Source organism: Xanthobacter sp. NM-59, assembly GCF_021401125.1.
Lineage (GTDB): Bacteria > Pseudomonadota > Alphaproteobacteria > Rhizobiales > Xanthobacteraceae > Xanthobacter.
In genome coordinates, this window is record NZ_JACBFQ010000017.1 from 13,764 (window position 1) to 32,341 (window position 18,578).

Annotated in this window: 13 protein-coding genes; 11 read left to right on the forward strand and 2 right to left on the reverse strand. The window is 67.7% G+C overall.

The window, feature by feature from the left end:
• Positions 1-103 precede the first annotated feature (103 nt).
• From L0966_RS21275 to lpdA, 4 genes are all read left to right on the forward strand, one after another.
• Positions 104-3,058, forward strand: coding sequence for a 2-oxoglutarate dehydrogenase E1 component (locus tag L0966_RS21275; RefSeq protein WP_234054082.1), 2,955 nt, complete (start codon positions 104-106; stop codon positions 3,056-3,058).
• A gap of 338 nt (positions 3,059-3,396) precedes the next feature.
• Positions 3,397-4,614: a 2-oxoglutarate dehydrogenase complex dihydrolipoyllysine-residue succinyltransferase gene (gene odhB / locus L0966_RS21280; protein ID WP_234054083.1), complete on the forward strand. Its 1,218-nt coding sequence runs from the start codon at positions 3,397-3,399 to the stop codon at positions 4,612-4,614.
• Positions 4,615-4,689: 75 nt separating this feature from the next.
• Positions 4,690-5,331, forward strand: a complete 642-nt coding sequence (locus L0966_RS21285) for a LysE family transporter (RefSeq protein WP_255684225.1) — start codon at positions 4,690-4,692, stop codon at positions 5,329-5,331.
• A 36-nt stretch (positions 5,332-5,367) separates the two neighbouring features.
• Complete coding sequence (gene lpdA, locus L0966_RS21290) at positions 5,368-6,771, forward strand: dihydrolipoyl dehydrogenase (RefSeq protein WP_234054084.1); 1,404 nt, start codon at positions 5,368-5,370, stop codon at positions 6,769-6,771.
• A gap of 301 nt (positions 6,772-7,072) precedes the next feature.
• Here the strand turns inward: lpdA and L0966_RS21295 are convergent, their stop codons facing one another.
• Positions 7,073-7,507 (reverse strand): VOC family protein, encoded by a 435-nt coding sequence (locus L0966_RS21295; RefSeq protein ID WP_234054085.1) that lies wholly within the window; start codon positions 7,505-7,507, stop codon positions 7,073-7,075.
• Between the two features lie 143 nt (positions 7,508-7,650).
• Complete coding sequence (locus L0966_RS21300) at positions 7,651-8,580, reverse strand: tyrosine recombinase XerC (RefSeq protein WP_234054148.1); 930 nt, start codon at positions 8,578-8,580, stop codon at positions 7,651-7,653.
• Between the two features lie 415 nt (positions 8,581-8,995).
• Between L0966_RS21300 and L0966_RS21305 the strand changes: the two genes are divergently transcribed.
• From L0966_RS21305 to ccoP, 7 genes are all read left to right on the forward strand, one after another.
• Entirely contained in the window at positions 8,996-9,478 is a 483-nt protein-coding gene (locus L0966_RS21305; RefSeq protein WP_234054086.1) for a hypothetical protein, read from the forward strand.
• A 1,857-nt stretch (positions 9,479-11,335) separates the two neighbouring features.
• Positions 11,336-12,997 carry a lipid II flippase MurJ gene (locus L0966_RS21310; protein WP_234054088.1) on the forward strand — a complete coding sequence of 554 codons (1,662 nt, stop codon included), beginning with the start codon at positions 11,336-11,338 and terminating at the stop codon, positions 12,995-12,997.
• Positions 12,998-13,415: 418 nt separating this feature from the next.
• Complete coding sequence (trpS, locus tag L0966_RS21315; RefSeq protein WP_234054090.1) at positions 13,416-14,453, forward strand: tryptophan--tRNA ligase; 1,038 nt, start codon at positions 13,416-13,418, stop codon at positions 14,451-14,453.
• A gap of 480 nt (positions 14,454-14,933) precedes the next feature.
• Positions 14,934-16,556: a cytochrome-c oxidase, cbb3-type subunit I gene (ccoN, locus tag L0966_RS21320; protein ID WP_234054091.1), complete on the forward strand. Its 1,623-nt coding sequence runs from the start codon at positions 14,934-14,936 to the stop codon at positions 16,554-16,556.
• 14 nt (positions 16,557-16,570) lie between these two features.
• Positions 16,571-17,317, forward strand: coding sequence for a cytochrome-c oxidase, cbb3-type subunit II (gene ccoO / locus L0966_RS21325; RefSeq protein WP_234054093.1), 747 nt, complete (start codon positions 16,571-16,573; stop codon positions 17,315-17,317).
• A gap of 3 nt (positions 17,318-17,320) precedes the next feature.
• Positions 17,321-17,482 (forward strand): cbb3-type cytochrome c oxidase subunit 3, encoded by a 162-nt coding sequence (locus L0966_RS21330; RefSeq protein ID WP_234054098.1) that lies wholly within the window; start codon positions 17,321-17,323, stop codon positions 17,480-17,482.
• A 4-nt stretch (positions 17,483-17,486) separates the two neighbouring features.
• On the forward strand, positions 17,487-18,371 hold the full coding sequence (gene ccoP / locus L0966_RS21335; protein ID WP_234054100.1) for a cytochrome-c oxidase, cbb3-type subunit III: 885 nt from the start codon (positions 17,487-17,489) through the stop codon (positions 18,369-18,371).
• Positions 18,372-18,578: the final 207 nt, after the last annotated feature.

The window sequence follows — 18,578 nt, forward strand, 5'->3', positions numbered from 1 at the left end:
GCCGGAGCGTCATGTTTGTGGCAGATTTTTCGGTTTCGGGCTTGGTTTTCCGTGCGAAACGCGCACAAGGAGGACCGGCCCGAGGCCATCCGGGAAGACACCCATGTCGCGCGCGGAACAGAACGATATTTTCCTCAACACCTCCTTCCTCGACGGTGCCAATGCCGCCTGGATCGAGGATCTCTACGCCCGCTACGAGCAGAACCCCAATTCGGTCGACGCCGAGTGGCAGAACTTCTTCGCCGGCCTGAAGGACGATCCCGCCCAGGTGCTGGCGAACGCCCGCGGCGCCTCCTGGAAGCGCGCCAACTGGCCGGTGCACGCCAATGGCGAGCTGGTTTCCGCCATGGACGGCCAGTGGGTCGAGGTGGAGAAGAAGGCCGCCGACAAGGTGAAGGCCAAGGCCCAGGCGGCCGGCGTCGAACTGTCCGCCCAGGACGTGCAGCAGGCCACCCGCGACGCGGTGAAGGCCCTCATGATGATCCGCGCCTATCGCATGCGCGGCCACCTGCACGCCAATCTCGATCCGCTGGGCCTGACCCCGCCCAAGGATGCGCCGGAGCTCGATCCGGTCTCCTACGGCTTCTATGAGGCCGACCTCGACCGCAAGATCTTCATCGACCACGTGCTGGGCCTTGAGTTCGCGACCGTGCGCGAGATGCTGGCCATCCTGCGCCGTACCTATTGCGCGGACGTCGGCGTGGAGTTCATGCACATCTCCTCCCCCGAGGAGAAGGCCTGGATCCAGGAGCGCATCGAGGGGCCCGACAAGGAGGTCACCTTCACCCGCGAGGGCAAGCGCGCCATCCTCAACAAGCTGGTGGAGGCCGAGGGCTTCGAGAAGTTCCTCGACGTGAAGTACACCGGCACCAAGCGCTTCGGCCTGGACGGCGGCGAGAGCCTGATCCCCGCCCTTGAGCAGATCATCAAGCGCGGCGGCAATCTGGGCCTCAAGGAGATCGTGTTCGGCATGGCCCATCGCGGCCGCCTGAACACCCTGACCCAGGTGATGGGCAAGCCCCACCGCGCGCTGTTCCACGAGTTCAAGGGCGGCTCCTGGGCCCCCGACGACGTGGAAGGCTCGGGCGACGTGAAGTACCACCTGGGTGCCTCTTCGGACCGCGAGTTCGACGGCAACAAGGTGCATCTGTCGCTGACCGCCAATCCCTCGCATCTGGAGATCGTCGATCCCGTGGTGCTCGGCAAGGCGCGCGCCAAGCAGGACCAGTTCGGCGACAGCGAGCGCACCATGGTGCTGCCGCTGCTGATCCACGGCGACGCGGCCTTCGCCGGCCAGGGCGTGGTGGCCGAGTGCCTGGGCCTGTCGGGCCTGAAGGGTCACCGCACCGGCGGCTCGCTGCACTTCATCATCAACAACCAGATCGGCTTCACCACCAATCCGCGCTACTCGCGCTCCTCGCCCTATCCGTCGGATGTGGCGAAGATGATCGAGGCGCCGATCCTGCACTGCAACGGCGACGATCCCGAGTCGGTGGTGTTCTGCGCCAAGGTGGCCATCGAGTTCCGCCAGCGCTTCCACAAGCCGGTGGTCATCGACATGTTCTGCTACCGCCGGTTTGGCCACAACGAGGGCGACGAGCCTGCGTTCACCCAGCCGAAGATGTACAAGGTCATCCGTCAGCACCCCACCGTGCTCGAGATCTACACCAAGAAGCTCGAGGCCGAGGGCGTGGTCACCGCCGGCGAGGTGGACACCATGCGCGCGGCGTGGCGCGAGCGCCTCGAAGCCGAATATGAGGCCGGCCAGGCCTACAAGCCCAACAAGGCGGACTGGCTGGACGGCCGCTGGGCCGGCCTGAAGGCGGCCCAGGACAATGACGATCCGCGCCGCGGCGTCACCGGCGTGGCCGCGGACGAGCTCAAGCGGATCGGCGCGAAGATCACCGAGGTGCCCGAAGGCTTCAAGGTTCACCGCACCATCCAGCGCTTCCTCGACAATCGCCGCAAGGCGATCGAGGGCGGCGAGGGGATCGACTGGGCGACCGGCGAGGCGTTGGCCTTCTGCACCCTGCTGGAGGAAGGCCACCCGGTGCGCCTGTCCGGCCAGGACGTGGAGCGCGGCACCTTCTCCCAGCGCCATTCGGTGCTGCTCGACCAGGAGACCGAGGCCCGCTACAAGCCCTACAACCACCTGACCGACACCCAGTCCAAGTACGAGGTCATCAACTCGATGCTCTCGGAAGAGGCGGTGCTGGGCTTCGAGTATGGCTACTCGCTCTCCGAGCCCAATGCGCTGGTGCTGTGGGAGGCCCAGTTCGGCGACTTCGCCAACGGCGCCCAGGTCGTGTTCGACCAGTTCATCTCGGCGGGCGAGCGCAAGTGGCTGCGCATGAGCGGCCTCGTGTGCCTGCTGCCGCACGGCTATGAGGGCCAGGGGCCGGAGCACTCCTCCGCCCGCCTGGAGCGCTACCTCCAGCTGTGCGCCGAGGACAACATGCAGGTGGCGAACTGCACCACCCCGGCCAACTACTTCCACATCCTGCGCCGGCAGCTGAACCGCGAGTTCCGCAAGCCGCTCATCCTGATGACGCCCAAGTCCTTGCTGCGTCATAAGAAGGCGGTGTCTCGCCTGGAGGATCTGGCCGCCGGCAGCACCTTCCACCGGGTGCTGTGGGACGACGCCCAGTCGCATCCCGACGTGGCCGGCGTGACGCTGGTTCCGGACGAGAAGATCCGGCGCGTCGTGCTCTCCGCGGGCAAGGTCTATTACGACCTGTTGGAGGAGCGCGAGAAGCGGGGCGTCAATGACGTGTACCTGCTGCGCGTGGAGCAGCTCTATCCGTTCCCGCTGAAGACGCTGGTTCAGGAACTGTCCCGCTTCAAGAACGCCGAAGTGGTGTGGTGCCAGGAAGAGCCGAAGAACCAGGGCTCCTGGTTCTTCGTCCAGCCCTATCTGGAATGGGTGCTGGAGCAGGTGGGCGGCGTGTCCAAGCGGCCGCGTTATGCGGGGCGCGCGGCGTCGGCGGCCACCGCCACCGGCCTCATGTCCAAGCACATGGCCCAGCTCAAGGCCTTCCTCGAAGAAGCCCTGGGCTGAGGCGGACCCGTGCGGCAGACCCAGCTCCACCTTCCTCAACCGCGCACGTCGCTTCCTGGCGCCGCGCGCGGGGCTGAACCCGAGGTCGCCATTCGGTATGGCGGCCTGCGGGGCGGCGTGGGGCGGAGCCGGGGGAGGGCCGTGATGGCGGCTCTCGGCTTCCATCGCCGGCGGATGCTCCTTTCGCTCAAGAGTTCCCGCCATGCCCCAAGCATGGCCGCGTTTTCACACGTCCCCTGCCGGGCCCTGGGCCCGGCATAAGTTTCACACATGACGTGCCGGGGTTCGCCCGGCACATGCCGACATTTGAGGGAGGCCCCCAGAAGGGGGCGAACACCATGGCGACCGAGATCCGCGTACCCACCCTGGGCGAATCCGTGACGGAAGCGACCATCGGCAAGTGGTTCAAGAAGCCCGGCGAGGCCGTGAAGGCCGATGAGCCCATCGTGGAGCTGGAGACGGACAAGGTGACCGTCGAGGTGCCCGCTCCGGCCGCCGGCGTGCTGGCCGAGATCATCGCCAAGGACGGTGACACCGTGGGCGTGGGCGCGCTGCTCGGCTCCATCACCGAGGGCGCCGGCGCTGCTGCTGCCGCGCCTGCCGCCGCAGCCCCGGCCCCGGCTCCCGCTCCGGCCGCTGCTCCGGCTCCGGCCGTCGCCGCCGCTCCGGTGGCTGCCGGTTCCAACGGCCCGGCCGTGGCCCGCATCGCCGCCGAGACCGGCGTCAACCCGGCCGCCGTCGCCGGCACGGGCAAGGATGGCCGCGTGACCAAGGGCGACATTCTCGCCGCCGTTGCCTCTGGCGTGTCCGCGGCCCCGGTCGCTGCCCCGCGCGTCGCTTCCGCCCCGGTGGATGCCGCCCGCGAGGAGCGGGTGAAGATGACCAAGCTGCGGCAGACCATCGCCCGCCGCCTGAAGGACGCCCAGAACACCGCCGCCATGCTCACCACGTTCAACGACGTGGACATGTCCGGGGTGATGGCCCTGCGCGCCCAGTACAAGGACGCCTTCGAGAAGAAGCACGGCACCAAGCTCGGCTTCATGGGCTTCTTCACCAAGGCCGTGATCGCGGCCCTGAAGGACCTGCCGGCGGTCAATGCCGAGATCGATGGCACCGACCTCGTCTACAAGAACTACTACAATATCGGCATCGCGGTGGGCACCGAGAAGGGCCTCGTGGTTCCGGTGGTGCGCGACGCGGACCTGATGTCGATCTCCGACATCGAGAAGCAGATCGCCAATTTCGGCAAGCGTGCCCGTGACGGCAAGCTCGGCATCGACGAGATGCAGGGCGGCACCTTCACCATCACCAATGGCGGCATCTACGGCTCGCTGATGTCGACCCCCATCCTGAACGCGCCGCAGTCGGGCATTCTCGGCATGCACCGCATCGAGGAGCGTCCGGTGGTGGTGAAGGGGCAGATCGTCATCAAGCCGATGATGTACCTGGCCCTGTCCTACGATCACCGCATCGTCGACGGCCGCGAGGCCGTGACCTTCCTGGTGCGTGTGAAGGAGACCCTGGAGGATCCCGCGCGTCTCGTGCTGGACCTGTGATGTAGCAAGGCTTGGAGTGCCCGGGGCATCGGCTGCGATGCGCCGGGCCCCTGGGCCGGTGGGGGAAGCGCCTTCATGGTGGGTCACCTTTCCGAATATCTGACCCTGATGGCGGTGTTCGCGGTCGCGGCCGTCGCGCCGGGCCCGGATTTCGCGATGGTGGTGCGCCAGAGCGTGGTGCACGGCCGCCGTGCGGGGCTTTTCGCCAGCTTCGGCATCGGCACGGCTCTTCTGCTTCATGCCAGCTATACGCTGGCGGGGCTCGGCCTGCTGGTCTCCCACTCGTTGCTCGCCTTCAGTGTGCTCAAATGGGTGGGCGCGGCCTATCTGGTCTATGTCGGCTTCAAAACCTGGAGCGCGGCGGCCGGTGGGTCGCCCGAGGTGGCGGCGGCTTCGGCTCCCGGTTTATCGCCGGGGCGCAGCTTTGCCCTCGGCTTCCTCACCAATGCGTTGAATCCCAAGGCAGTGCTGTTCTTCCTGTCGCTGTTCGGCACCGTGGTGAGCGCTGAGACGCCGCTCGTCATCCAGGCGGGCTATGCGCTTTCCATGGCCGGGCTGCTGATCGGCTGGTACACGCTCGTCACCTTCTTCTTCACCGGGCGCGCCGTGCGTGACGGCCTTGCCCGCTTTGGCCGCTGGTTCAACCGGATCACCGGCGCGCTCCTGATCGGTCTTGGCATCCGGCTCGCTCTGCAAAGGGTCACGGCGGTGCCCTGAGGCGGGCGCGGCGGCCTCTCACTTCGAGGAAATCTCATGTCCTACGATCTCATCATCATCGGCACCGGCCCCGGCGGCTATGTGGCGGCCATCCGCGCGGCCCAGCTCGGCCTGAAGGTGGCTGTGTGCGAGAAGCGCGGCACCCATGGCGGCACCTGCCTCAATGTGGGCTGCATCCCGTCCAAGGCGCTGCTCTATGCTTCCGAATTCTTCGAGGAAGCCGGCCACAAGTTCGGCGAGATGGGCATCGGCGTGTCCGCGCCCAAGCTCGACCTGAAGGCCATGCTCGCGTTCAAGGACAAGGGCGTGGACGGCAATGTGAAGGGCGTCGAGTTCCTGCTCAAGAAGAACAAGGTCGATGTCTATATGGGCGTGGCCAAGATCCTGGCCCCCGGCAAGGTTGAGGTGAAGCTCAACGCGGACGGCAAGGTCGAGACCCTCGAGACCAAGAACATCCTGATCGCCACCGGCTCGGACGTGGCGCCGCTGCCGGGCGTGACCATCGACGAGAAGCGCATCGTCTCCTCCACCGGCGCGCTGTCGCTGGACAAGGTGCCGGGCAAGCTCGTGGTGGTGGGTGCCGGCGTCATCGGCCTGGAGCTCGGCTCTGTGTGGCGGCGCCTGGGTGCTCAGGTCACCGTGGTGGAGTTCCTCGACCGCATCCTGCCCGGCATGGATGGCGAGGTGGCCCGCAACTTCCAGCGTCTGCTGGAGAAGCAGGGCTTTACCTTCAAGCTCGGCACCAAGGTGATGGGCGTCGACAGCTCGGGCAAGACCCTGAAGGTTTCGGTGGAGCCCGCCGCCGGTGGCGCCGCCGAGGTGCTGGAAGCGGATGTGGTGCTGGTGGCCATCGGCCGCATTCCCTACACCGCGGGCCTCGGCCTGGAAGAGGTGGGCGTGGCCAAGGATCCGAAGGGCCGCATCGTCACTGATGCGCACTATGCCTCCTCGGTCCCCGGCATCTATGCCATCGGCGACGTCATTGCCGGCCCCATGCTGGCCCACAAGGCCGAGGACGAGGGCGTGGCCTGCGCCGAACTGCTGGCGGGCAAGGCCGGCCACGTGAACTATGACGTCATCCCCGGCGTCGTCTACACGTTCCCGGAGGTCGCTTCCGTCGGCAAGACCGAGGAAGAGCTGAAGGCGGCCGGCATCGCCTACAAGGTGGGCAAGTTCCCCTTCACCGCCAACGGCCGCACCAAGGTGAACAACACCACCGACGGCTTCGTGAAGATCCTGGCCGACGCCGCCACCGACCGCGTGCTGGGTGCCCACATCATCGGCCCTGAGGCGGGCGAGATGATCCACGAATGTGCGGTGCTGATGGAGTTCGCCGGCTCGTCCGAGGATCTCGCGCGCACCTGCCACGCCCACCCCACCCGCTCGGAAGCGGTGAAGGAGGCGGCGATGGCCGTGGAGAAGCGCGCCATCCACATGTGATCGCGGCCCTGTCGCAGGCGCGTGGGGTTTCCCCGCGCGGCCTGCCTCCGGGCTCGCCTGTCCCCCGGTCCGCGACCGGGGCGCAGCACAAGAACCACGGGCCGGCCGAGGGAAGCTCGGGCCGGCCCGTTGTTTTTTGCGCGCAAAAAAAGACCCCTCGGGACGGGTGTCCGGAGGGGTTGGAAGGAGGTCACTTGGTCTTTCGGCAACGCCGATCGATAGGGTGAAGATGGAGTGGTTTGGCTAATAAAGGGTTTCTGCCAAACCTTATGTCCCCAGAGCCGCGGCGGCTTTCGGCTTCCTACTGGGCGGAGTAGGTGACCGCCTCGATGCGCCAGCCGTCCGGATCTTTGATGAAGGCGGCATAATAGGTTTCGCCATATTGCGGGCGCGGGCCCGGGCCGCCATTGTCGGTGCCGCCATTGGCGAGGCCGGCGGCGTGGAAGGCGTGGACGGCCGCGCGGTCAGGCGCGCAGAAGCACAGGTGGAAGCCGGGCGGACACTGGATGGGGTCCGGGCGCAGTTCCACCCAGAAGGGCGCGGAACCCGGGGGGCTGTCGGGCGCGGGCAGGGCGCCGGCGGGGCCCCAGCAGGCGGAGGTGCCCCCATCATCGGAATAATCCGCCACCTTCACCAGTCCGAGCGGCGCCAGCACCGCATCATAGAAGGCGATGGCTCTTTTCAGGTCGGTGGTGCCCAGGGACATGTGCTCGATGACGGGACGCACGGGCGTCATGGAAGGCCTCGTTGTGTTGGGCGGCGACGCATGCCGCGGCGCAATTACAGCACTTTCCTCACAATATTCCATACTTCCTGTGAGGAAAATTTCGCCTTCACTGCCCATCCCGCGGGCAGCGCCACAAAATGCCTCGCGCCCGCTCACGCCCGCGGGTGGGCCGCGCGATAGGCGGCCATGAGTGAGGCGGCGTCCACGTCGGTGTAGATCTGAGTGGTGGCGAGGGAGGCGTGTCCCAGCAGTTCCTGGATGGCGCGCAGATCCCCGCCGCGCGACAGCAGGTGCGTGGCGAACGAGTGGCGCAGGGCGTGGGGCGTGGCGCTCTCCGGCAGGGCCAGGGCGCCGCGCATGCTCTCAATGGCGAGCTGCACGATGCGCGGGGAGAGCGGCCCGCCTTTGACGCCGCGGAAAAGGGGGCGGTCCGGCGCCAGCACATGGGGGCATAGCGCCTTGTATTCCGCGATGGCCTGCGCGACAGGAGCGATGATTGGCACCATTCGCGTCTTGTTGCCCTTGCCAGTCACCGTGATCTGGTCGGTTCCCGCCGTCACCATTCCCGCCGAAAGGCCCAGCGCCTCGGAAATGCGGAGCCCTGCGCCGTAGAGCAGCGCGATCACGGCGGCATCGCGCGCCAGCACCCAAGGCTCGCGCGCCTCGCCGGCCCGCGTCGCCGGGTCCGCAAGGGCCCGCGCGGCGGCGATGGAAACGGGCTTGGGCAGGCTTTTGGGCACCTTGGGCGCGCGCACCGCGGCCAGCGCCCCCACCTTGCCCTGTCCCTCCCGCTCCAGATGGCGGGCGAAGGAGCGGGCGGCGGCGAGCAGGCGCACCAGGGTTCGCGGCGCCACCCCCTCCGCCCGCCGCGCGGCCAGAACCGTGCGCACATCCGCCGGCCGCAGGGCCGCGAGAGCCGGAAGGTCCGGTCGCTCACCCAGGTGGACGGTGAGGTGGTGCAGCACGGTGGCGAGGTCGCGCGCATAGGCCTCCAGCGTTTTTTGCGAAAGGCGGCGCTCGTGGGCCAGGCGTGCCAGCCAGGCCTCGGCGGCCCGCCCCACATCGGGCGTGGCGGCGGACATGAGGCCGTGGGCGGCGCGCGCGGCGCGGTCCCGATCGGTCATGGCCATGGCGAGATCTCCTGCATGTGGTCGGGCTGGACGTAAGCCCGCGCGTGCGACACTGCCCCGCCGACCATTGCCATTTTGCTGACGCGGATCCGGCGCGACCGCACCGGGGCGCGGCGCGCGGCCCTGAACTTGCTTGCTCAGGGTATCGCATGCGGGGGATCATTGTCTCCGTGGCGGCTCGCAGCATCACCCGGCCGCTGAGGCGCCTTTGGCACAAGCCTTGTAACTCTTTGTTTTAAGCCAGTGTTCGTCGCGTGCCGGGGCCATTTCCACAGCGCCCCGCGCGGTGCGGATCGCGACAGGAGCGCGGGGTGTCGGGTTGCCCCCACTTGCGCCGGGATGCACCACCATCGTGAGACAGGAGCCCATGCCCGTCGATTTCAGCCACCCGCTGCGCCAGTGGTTGCCGACCGTCACCTACGAGGCCTTTCATCCGGCTTTGCCCCAGATGGTGCTGGGGCGACTGCCCGAGCCGGTCTCCATCGCGGTGGGGCGCGCCTACAAGGGGTGGATCGTGGAGACGCCGCAGGAACGCGACGTCCTCGAGGCCGCGTTCGAGCGCCCCATTCCCCAGCCCGAGCCGGGGCGGCTGAACTTCAAGTCCGGGCCCGACGCGGCCTGTTCGTCGCCGTCCCACGGTGCGCCCTTCGTCGCCCTTTATGAGCCGCCGTCCGCCGGCTGGCCGTTCCTGGTGCTTTCCGCCTGGCCCGAGGATCGCGAGCGGCGCACGCGCATCCAGCGCGACCGATACATCTGGGAGACGTTTCCCACCGCCGACGCCGCGCAGGCGGAGCTGGACCGCCTGTCCGCGCTTCTGCCCGGCGCGCCGGTGCTTGTGGCGCGGGGATAGGCGCAATGCTTCCCGCAAGCCGCCGCGACAGGGAGCAGGGGCGCGCGGTTCGCCGCGAGGGGCGGCCACGCAGGGGCACCAGCCCAAGCGTGTCGGCCAAGGTACGGTGGCGCGCAGCTTCAGTAGGCGGTGGGGGGGAGCGCAGGTCGCCCCGGGCGGCGGATGAATGGTGTTCGCGAGGCGCGGGTTGGGGGAGCGCGCACCCCCTCCGGGCTTGGCTGGTGAGCGAAGGGCCCGAGCCGCGACGGCCAAAGGGAAGGCGCCCGCAATTGTATCTGCCCGGCGCGCTGGTTCTTGCCGCGTGAGGATAGGGCGATCGCCTCCCGCAAGCCGCGGGGACAGGACGCAGGGGCGCAGTTCGCAGCGAGGGGCGGGCCATGCTGGGGGCACCAGCGAGAGCGTGTTGGCCAAGGTGCGGTGGTGCGCTGCTTTAGCAGGGGGCGGGCGTGGAGCGCAGGTCGTCCCGGAGCAGCGGACGAATGGTGTTCGCGAGGCGCGGGTTGGGGACCGCGCGTGCCGATGGCCGCGGCTGGTGAGCGAAGGGCCCGCGCCGTAACAGCCAAACGGAACGGGCCCTCAATCGCAATGCTGCTGGCAGGTGCCCCCACTTCGCGGTGCTGCTGCGTTGGTTTCCCCTTTTCCTTCCGCCAGTGCCCTCGCGGAGGTGGCCGAGGACCGGCGGACATTTGGCGCCCGAGGCGTGGCTTATGGCCGACCGTCGGGGGCGCCTCATGCCGCGGCTCCCCTGTCCACTGCGGCAGGGCGAGGCGTGGGACGCTAAGTGCGGCGCCGCAGCGAAAGGCAGCGCCGGGGAGAGCCACAAGGTCACGACACGTTCCGCGCTGAGCTTCGGCGGGACCGGTGCGGTGCTGGCGCCCTCCCTCATCCTCCCCGGATGGGGCGGGCGAATGAGGCGCCTGCCAGCCCCAGTTTCATGAATGCCGATCCGTCCTTGCGGAAAGGGGCAGGCCGAGTGGGCCGGACGAGCGCCGTCACCACAGGTCAAACGACTGAAGGAAGGCACCGGCAGCCGCCCAATGCCAATGAGGCAGCGTAGCCGGGTGGCGGCATCGTGGCCCCGTCATCGCTCCGCACGCCTCAGCCGGCCCCGAGGCCGCGTGTCCCAAGGCTGCATGTCCCTCAGGCGTGCGTCACTTGGAGGGAGCGCCTCTGATGTCGAGGGGCGAGATGCTCCCCTTTCATGCCAGGGACCGCCGGGAGCCGTGTGTCCAAGCTGTCCTCTGGCAATACGCTGAGGCCGGGGCTGCGCCTCGGGCGGCCTGTGTCTTCCGCCTCTGGCATGCATCTCCATGCCGAATCTCGGGCGATGCAGCCCCGCAGGTGGCAAGTGCCTAGAAAGGGAAGAAGAACTTCCGATTCCAAGGGTCGAGTTGATCTCTCAATCGCACCACGGGGCGGCAGTGCCTGCCGTCCATGCCGTCCCCTGGTGATGTCGATGATGCGGGTGAGCGGGCTGGACCTGCTGGGGCACCGCCGTTGTACGCCTCTGCCGCCGGCTCCGGGGCGAGGTCGCGCCCGGCAGCCGGTGCGCAGAGAAGAGCCGGAGCGGCGCTCCTGGTTCCCTGGGGGGGCGGTCCAAGAGCCCCGCCAGCGGTTGGCGCCGCCGTGTGTTCACGCCAGCCTCTGGCAACGCCGCATTTTGGCAGCAGCGGGCGGCAAGAAAACCCCTTGCTCCGCAGCACAGGCATTGTCCGCACGGCGCGCGTGGGAGCCACATGCAATTCCTCGCCGCTGCCCGCCGCACGCGATCCCACCGGAACAGCCACCCGTTCCGGGCCTGCGATCAAGCGGGAGCGATCCCTCGACATCGGGCGAGGGTGGGGGCATAGGCGTGCCATGTCGTCTCCCGCGCAAGCCGGCTCCGAGGGGCCCGGCGCCACCACCCCCATTGCCGCCCGCACGTCCATGGTCGCGGCGGCGACGCTGGCGTCGCGGGTGCTCGGCTTCGTGCGCGATGCCGCCACGGCCGCTATTCTCGGCGTCGGCCCGGTGGCGGATGCGCTCACCGCCGCCCTCTCTTTGCCCCTGCTGGCGCGGCGATTGTTGGCGGAAGGGGCGTTCAACCTCGCCTTCATTCCCGCGTTGGTGCGGGCGGAGCGCGGCGGCGGACCGGCTGCCCGGCGGCTGGCGGGGGCGACGCTGGTGCTGCTGGCAGGCGTGCTGCTCGCCCTCGCCTTGCTGGCGGTGGCGTTCATGCCGCAGCTGATCCGCCTCCTGGCGCCGGGTTTCCAGCCGGATGGAGATCGCGCCGACGTTGCCATCCTGTGCGGGCGGGTGGCCGTGCTCTACCTGCCGCTGGCGGGGCTCGCCGCCATCTACGGGGGCATCGCGAACAATGCCCAGCGCGTGCTGCTGGCCGCCCTGGCACCGCTGGCGGCCAACCTGACCGTGCTGGCCGCCATTTTCGTGCTGCTGCTGCGAGGGCTGGTGGCCAGTGATGTGGCTGCCTTCGCCATTGCCGGCGCCACGGTGGCCGCGGGCGTGAGTCAATGGGCGTTGATGATGGCGGCGGCGCGCGGATGCCCCGCCGCCCCCGCCCTTGGAAGGCGGGCCTTCGGGACCCACGCCGCCGACGCGGCGCCGCGCCGGCCATTCCATCCGGCGGCGCATGGAATGCCGGCCTTGCGGGCAGGGCTGGCCGCACTGCCCTGGCGGGCGGCCTGGGCTGTGCTGCGGGCGGCGTCTCCTGCTTTGCTGTTCGCGGGGCTCAGCCAGTTCCGAATCATCATCGCCGCGGCCTTCGCCTCGGGCACCGAGGGGGCGGTGGCGGCACTCAATTACGCTCAGCGGCTGATGGACCTGCCCCTGGGGCTGGTGGGGGCCAGCGCCGGGGCAGTGCTGGTGCCTCTGCTGGCCCGCCACGCGGCGGAGAAGAGCAGGGCCGGCGCCGAGGCCGCCAGCAATGCCATGCTCACCGCCCTGGCCTTCGCTCTGCCGGCCGCCATCGGCCTGGCCGTCCTGGCCCATCCCATCGTGGTGGTGCTGTTTCAGCGCGGCGCCTTCGATGCGGAGGATTCCCGCCTCACCGCGACCCTGCTGGCGGTGCTGGCCATTGCCCTGCCGGCGCAGGGGCTGGAGCGTATACTGTCCGCCACGGCGGCGGCAGCTGGCCTCGTGCGCGGCGCTGAGCGCATCGCGCTGGCCTCGCTGGCGCTGTGTCTGGCCGCCGCGGCGCTGGCGACGCCGCTTGCCGGTCCGGTCGGGGCCGCCGCGAGCGTGGGGCTCTCCGCCTTCGCCTCGCTTGTCGTGTTCACGGCGCTGCTGGCGTGGCGCGGGGCCCTGAGCCTCGACCGGCGGGTGGTCGCCACCGCGGCGGGCCTCCTGGGCGCGGCTCTGCTCATGGGCGCGGCGGTGGGGACGAGCGCCGCGTGCTGGGCCGCACCGGCCAGCGAACTCGCACGCGCGGGCCGCCTCGCGGTCCTCGTGGGGCTCGGCGTGGTGGTCTATGGCGCGTGCGGGCTGCTGCTGAAGCGCCTGATCCGCCGCCTGGCGGCATGACGAAGCCTCTCGCGGCTTGAGCGGCGGGCGACTCCCTTCAAGCGGCCGGGGCAAAAGATCCGGTCGGGTCGCGCGCCCGGCGATGGGCCCACGCGGCGGCTGCCGGCCACACCAACAGATGTTTTGCCGCGCCTGGGTGCACATCCATGGGCCTGCGTCCCTTGCATCGGCGCGAGAGGGGTGGCATGACGCGCCGGTTCCGTATGGGGCTGCGGCGCGGTGTCTCTGCCGCGCTTGGTTCCGTGTCCCGGCCGGCTTGGTCCGGCGGCGGTCTTCCGCCTTGGTGTTCGTCTGGCGCTGGTGCGGGGATTCCCGGCCGGCATGGCGGGTGCGGCGGGGGCTCATGCGGGAACGGGGCGGTTTCTCCGCCCCTTGATCCAGGAATAGCGGGGCGCGCGGCGCCCTTCAGGAGGTCGCCATGGCGGCGGTCGCAGAACGTGTCTTTTCCGGCGTGCAGCCCACGGGCAACCTGCACCTCGGCAACTATCTCGGCGCCATCAAGCGCTTCGTGGAGCTGCAGAACAGCCACGAGTGCATTTATTGCGTGGTGGACCTCCACGCCATCACCGTCTGGCAGGACCCCGAGGAGCTGAAGCGCCACACCCGCGAGGTGACGGCCGCCTTCATCGCCTGCGGCATCGACCCCAAGGCGCACATCGTGTTCAACCAGAGCCAGGTGTCCGGCCATGCCGAGCTCGCCTGGATCTTCAATTGCGTGGCCCGCATGGGCTGGTTGAACCGCATGACGCAGTTCAAGGAAAAGGCCGGCAAGGACCGCGAGAACGTCTCCGTGGGCCTGTTTGCCTATCCCACCCTGATGGCCGCCGACATCCTGCTCTACCGCGCCACCCACGTGCCGGTGGGCGAGGACCAGAAGCAGCATCTTGAGCTGACGCGCGACATCGCGCAGAAATTCAACACCGATTTCGCCCCCACCATCGCCGCCTATGGCCATGGCGAGGGCTATTTCCCGCTCACGGAGCCGCTCATCGCCGGCCCCGCCACGCGCGTGATGAGCCTGCGCGACGGCGCCAAGAAGATGTCGAAGTCGGATGCCTCCGACTTCTCCCGCATCAACCTGACCGACGATGCCGACGCCATCGCCGGCAAGGTGCGCAAGGCCAAGACCGACCCCGAGCCTCTCCCCTCCGAGGAAGAGGGCCTGAAGGGGCGGCCCGAGGCGGAAAATCTGGTGGGCATCTATGCCGCCCTCTCGGATGGCAATAAGGCGCAGGTGCTGAAGGATTTCGGCGGCGCCCAGTTCTCCGCCTTCAAGGCGGCGCTGGTGGACCTGGCGGTGACCAAGCTTGGCCCCATTGGCGCGGAAATGCAGCGCCTGATGGGCGATGTGAGCGCCATCGACGCCATTCTCGCCGACGGCGCCGAGCGCGCGCGGGTGATCGCCGACCAGACCATTCGCGATGTCAAGGACATCGTTGGCATGGTTCGTGCGTAGCGGCGCGCGCGAAGGTCGAATGGCCTCTTTGCGTCGGATATGAGACGCGGAGGGGTCCATTCCATGATAAATGGAGAACGCGCCCGCGGCCTGCCGCGTGCCGGAGCGGCGCCTGCAATGGTGCCGCCAAGACGACGAAGAACACTCTCGCGCTCCGGCGCGAGGTGGTCCGGCGCCAGGGGTACCCGGCGCGCCGGGCATGGCATGCCAAGGTAACCGGTGCTGGGGGCGGCCCGCATTCTTGCGGCGAACGTAAGGTCATGACTGCCGAAAATGGTGGAAAAACGCCACCGTGGCGCGACGCGCCGCCGCAGTGCTCATGACCCCCGGGACATCACGTACCTTTGACATGTATCAAGGAGAAAATGGGCCTCGTGCGCATGGTGCGCTGGAGGCCGTGCGAGTGCAGTGTCACGCCTCGGCGCAAGGGGTTCTGCAATGTCGACAATTCAAGATCCAATCCCAGCCCCGGCGAAGTCCATGCGGTTTGGGGAGGCCGCGCTGCTCGTGGTCTTCGCTGCGTTGGCCTTCCTTTCGATCATCGTGGCGGCGAAGGCCTATTCGTCGGCCTACGCATTTCATGCCTATCTTTTTGCCGCGGGTTCGATTGCCGCTGTCTTCGCCATCGGCAACCGTTACATGGACCGTCCGGCCGGCGCGACGCCGCAGCTGATCGACGGCAAGCCCAACTACAATTTCGATGTGGTGCGATTCGGCGTGATCGCCGCCGTGGTCTGGGGTGTGGCCGGCTTCCTCGCCGGTGACCTGGCGGCCTGGCAGCTCGCCTTCCCCGCCTTCAACTTCGAAACCTCCTGGCTGTCGTTCGGCCGCCTGCGCCCGCTGCACACCTCCGCGGTGATCTTCGCATTCGGCGGCAACGTGCTGATCGCCACCTCCTTCTATGTGGTGCAGCGGACCTCGCACGCCCGCCTCGCCGGTGATCTGGCGCCGTGGTTCGTGGTGCTGGGCTACAACTTCTTCATCGTCATCGCCGGTACGGGCTACCTGCTGGGCATCACCCAGTCCAAGGAATATGCCGAGCCGGAATGGTATGCCGACCTGTGGCTGACGGTGGTGTGGGTCACCTATCTGCTGGTGTTCGTGGCCACCATCTGGAAGCGCCGTGAGCCCCATATCTATGTGGCGAACTGGTTCTACCTGGCGTTCATCATCACCATTGCGATGCTGCACCTGGGCAACAACGTCACCATTCCAGTGTCGCTGTTCTCGGACAAGTCCTACATCTACTGGTCGGGCGTGCAGGACGCCATGTTCCAGTGGTGGTATGGCCATAACGCGGTGGGCTTCTTCCTGACCGCCGGCTTCCTGGCCATCATGTACTACTTCATCCCGAAGCGCGCCGAGCGGCCGGTCTATTCCTACCGTCTGTCCATCGTGCACTTCTGGGCCCTGATCTTCATCTACATCTGGGCCGGTCCCCACCACCTGCACTACACCGCGCTTCCCGATTGGGCGCAGACCCTGGGCATGACCTTCTCGGTCATCCTCTGGATGCCGTCCTGGGGTGGCATGATCAACGGCCTCATGACCCTGTCGGGCGCGTGGGACAAGCTGCGTACCGACCCGGTCATCCGCATGATGGTGGTCTCCGTGGCCTTCTACGGAATGTCCACCTTCGAGGGGCCGATGATGGCCGTGAAGGCGGTGAACTCGCTCAGCCACTACACTGAGTGGACCGTCGGTCACGTGCATTCCGGTGCGCTGGGCTGGGTCGCCTACATCTCCTTCGGCGCCATCTACTGCCTGGTTCCCTGGCTGTGGAACAAGCCTCAGATGTATTCCGTGAAGGCCATCGCCTGGCACTTCTGGATCTCGACCCTCGGCATCGTGCTCTACATCTCGTCCATGTGGGTTGCGGGTATCATGCAGGGCCTGATGTGGCGCGCTTACACCAGCCTCGGCTTCCTCGAATACTCGTTCATCGAGACGGTTGAGGCCGTGCACCCGCTCTACGTGATCCGCGCCACCGGCGGCCTGCTGTTCGTCACCGGCGGACTGATCATGGCCTGGAACGTGTGGAAGACCATCACCATGCCGCAGGCGGTGGCCGAGCAGAAGCTCGCCCTCGCCCCCGCGGAATGAGGGAGAAACGACCCATGGCGTCGCAAGGCACGTCCATCTGGGCCAAGCACCAGATCTTCGAAAAGCACACCTACTGGCTGATGCTGGGGATCCTCATCGTGATCTCCATCGGTGGTCTGGTGGAAATCGCTCCGCTCTTCTACCTGAAGGGCACGGTTGAGACGGTGCAGGGCATGCGGCCCTACACCCCTCTCGAGCTGATGGGGCGCAACATCTACATCCGCGAGGGCTGCTACAACTGCCACTCGCAGATGATCCGCCCCCTGCGTGACGAGGTGGAGCGCTACGGCCACTATTCCCTGGCGGCCGAGAGCATGTACGACCACCCCTTCCAATGGGGTTCCAAGCGCACCGGTCCCGATCTGGCGCGCGTGGGCGGCAAGTATTCCGACGTGTGGCACCAGGAGCACCTGCACAATCCGCGCTCGGTGGTTCCCGCTTCCATCATGCCGGCCTATCCCTGGCTGTCGCAGACCAAGCTCAACGCCAAGCATATCCAGCAGGATATGAAGGTGCTGCGTCTGGAAGGCGTGCCCTATACGGATGAGGACATCGCCAACGCGCAGGCGGACATCCTCACCCAGTCCACCACCGATGCCGACGCGGAGGCGCTGCAGAAGCGCTATCCCAAGGCTCAGGTGCGTGATTTCGACGGGAACCCCGCCGAGCTGACCGAAGCCGACGCGCTCATCGCCTATCTGCAGATGCTGGGCACGCTGGTGGACTTCAAGCTCTACGACAACAAGGCGAACGTGAGGTGAGCCATGTCAGCGAGCTACGAATCCGTGGCGAGTTTTGCGCAGACGTGGGGCTTGGTGCTGTTTGTCATCGCCTTCGCGCTCGTGGTGGCCTACGCCTTCTGGCCCGGCAAGAAACGGAAGAAGGAAATCGAGGACGCCGCCAATATTCCGCTCAAAGAGGATTGATCCCGTGAGCACGACCGAAAACTCTCATCAAGGCCGGCTCGACACGGTCACCGGCGTCCGCACCACGGGCCATGAGTGGGACGGCATCGAGGAGCTGAACAATCCTCTGCCGCGTTGGTGGCTGTGGGTCTGGTATGCCTGCATTGTGTGGTCCATCGCCTATTGGATCATGTACCCCGCGTGGCCGCTGATCTCGACGGCCACGCCGGGCCTCCTGGGCTGGAACTCGCGCTCCGCGGTGTCGCAGCAGATCGATGACCTGCGGGCCCTGCGCGCGGAAAGCACCGCGAAGCTGGCCGACGCCTCGCTTCAGCAGATCGAGGATACCCCCGCTCTGCTGACGCTGGCGCGGGCCCAGGGTCGCGTGGCCTTCGCCGACAATTGTGCGCCCTGCCATGGCCAGGGCGGCGGCGGCGCCGTGGGCTTCCCGAACCTGAACGACGACGATTGGCTGTGGGGTGGTAGCCTCGACCAGATCTACCAGACCATCAGCTACGGCATCCGGTCCGGTGACGATCAGGCCCATGTGGGCAACATGCCGGCCTTCGGTCGCGACGGCATCCTCACCCGGCCGGAGATCTCCGCGGTTGCGGGCTATGTGCGCACGCTTTCCGGTCTGGATAAGCCCGGTGCGGACTATGCGAAGGGCAAGGAAGTGTTCCTCGCCAATTGCGCCGCGTGCCATGGTCCCGAGGGCAAGGGCAATCAGGAAGTCGGCGCGCCCAACCTGACGGACAACATCTGGCTCTATGGTCCCGACAAGGCGACCATCGAGTATGCGGTGACCAATGGTCGTGGCAACGTGATGCCGGCTTGGCATGGCCGCCTCGACCCCACCACCGTCAAGGTGCTGACCGTTTACGTCCACTCGCTGGGCGGCGGCCGCTGAGGTCTGGCCGATCGGAATGGGCTCCTCGGACGCGCGACGTCCGGGGAGCCTTTTTGCGTTCCAACGTGCGGCTTTTGTCGATGCAGCTTCGCTTTCGGGAGCGAAGTCGCGCCACCGCCAGGGACCGTACTCAGGTCTGGTGTTGGCACCCGCGGCTGATGCGATGGGCGAGACATTACGGCGGAACGCCGGCTGCCGCCGCGACGA

Excerpts from the sequence above, each read along its gene's own strand:
- L0966_RS21275 (WP_234054082.1), top strand. The coding sequence starts at position 104 with ATGTCGCGCGCGGAACAGAACGATATTTTCCTCAACACCTCCTTCCTC.
- odhB (WP_234054083.1), top strand. The coding sequence starts at position 3,397 with ATGGCGACCGAGATCCGCGTACCCACCCTGGGCGAATCCGTGACGGAA.
- L0966_RS21285 (WP_255684225.1), top strand. The coding sequence starts at position 4,690 with ATGGTGGGTCACCTTTCCGAATATCTGACCCTGATGGCGGTGTTCGCG.
- lpdA (WP_234054084.1), top strand. The coding sequence starts at position 5,368 with ATGTCCTACGATCTCATCATCATCGGCACCGGCCCCGGCGGCTATGTG.
- L0966_RS21295 (WP_234054085.1), bottom strand. The coding sequence starts at position 7,507 with ATGACGCCCGTGCGTCCCGTCATCGAGCACATGTCCCTGGGCACCACC.
- L0966_RS21300 (WP_234054148.1), bottom strand. The coding sequence starts at position 8,580 with ATGTCCGCCGCCACGCCCGATGTGGGGCGGGCCGCCGAGGCCTGGCTG.
- L0966_RS21305 (WP_234054086.1), top strand. The coding sequence starts at position 8,996 with ATGCCCGTCGATTTCAGCCACCCGCTGCGCCAGTGGTTGCCGACCGTC.
- L0966_RS21310 (WP_234054088.1), top strand. The coding sequence starts at position 11,336 with ATGTCGTCTCCCGCGCAAGCCGGCTCCGAGGGGCCCGGCGCCACCACC.
- trpS (WP_234054090.1), top strand. The coding sequence starts at position 13,416 with ATGGCGGCGGTCGCAGAACGTGTCTTTTCCGGCGTGCAGCCCACGGGC.
- ccoN (WP_234054091.1), top strand. The coding sequence starts at position 14,934 with ATGCGGTTTGGGGAGGCCGCGCTGCTCGTGGTCTTCGCTGCGTTGGCC.
- ccoO (WP_234054093.1), top strand. The coding sequence starts at position 16,571 with ATGGCGTCGCAAGGCACGTCCATCTGGGCCAAGCACCAGATCTTCGAA.
- L0966_RS21330 (WP_234054098.1), top strand. The coding sequence starts at position 17,321 with ATGTCAGCGAGCTACGAATCCGTGGCGAGTTTTGCGCAGACGTGGGGC.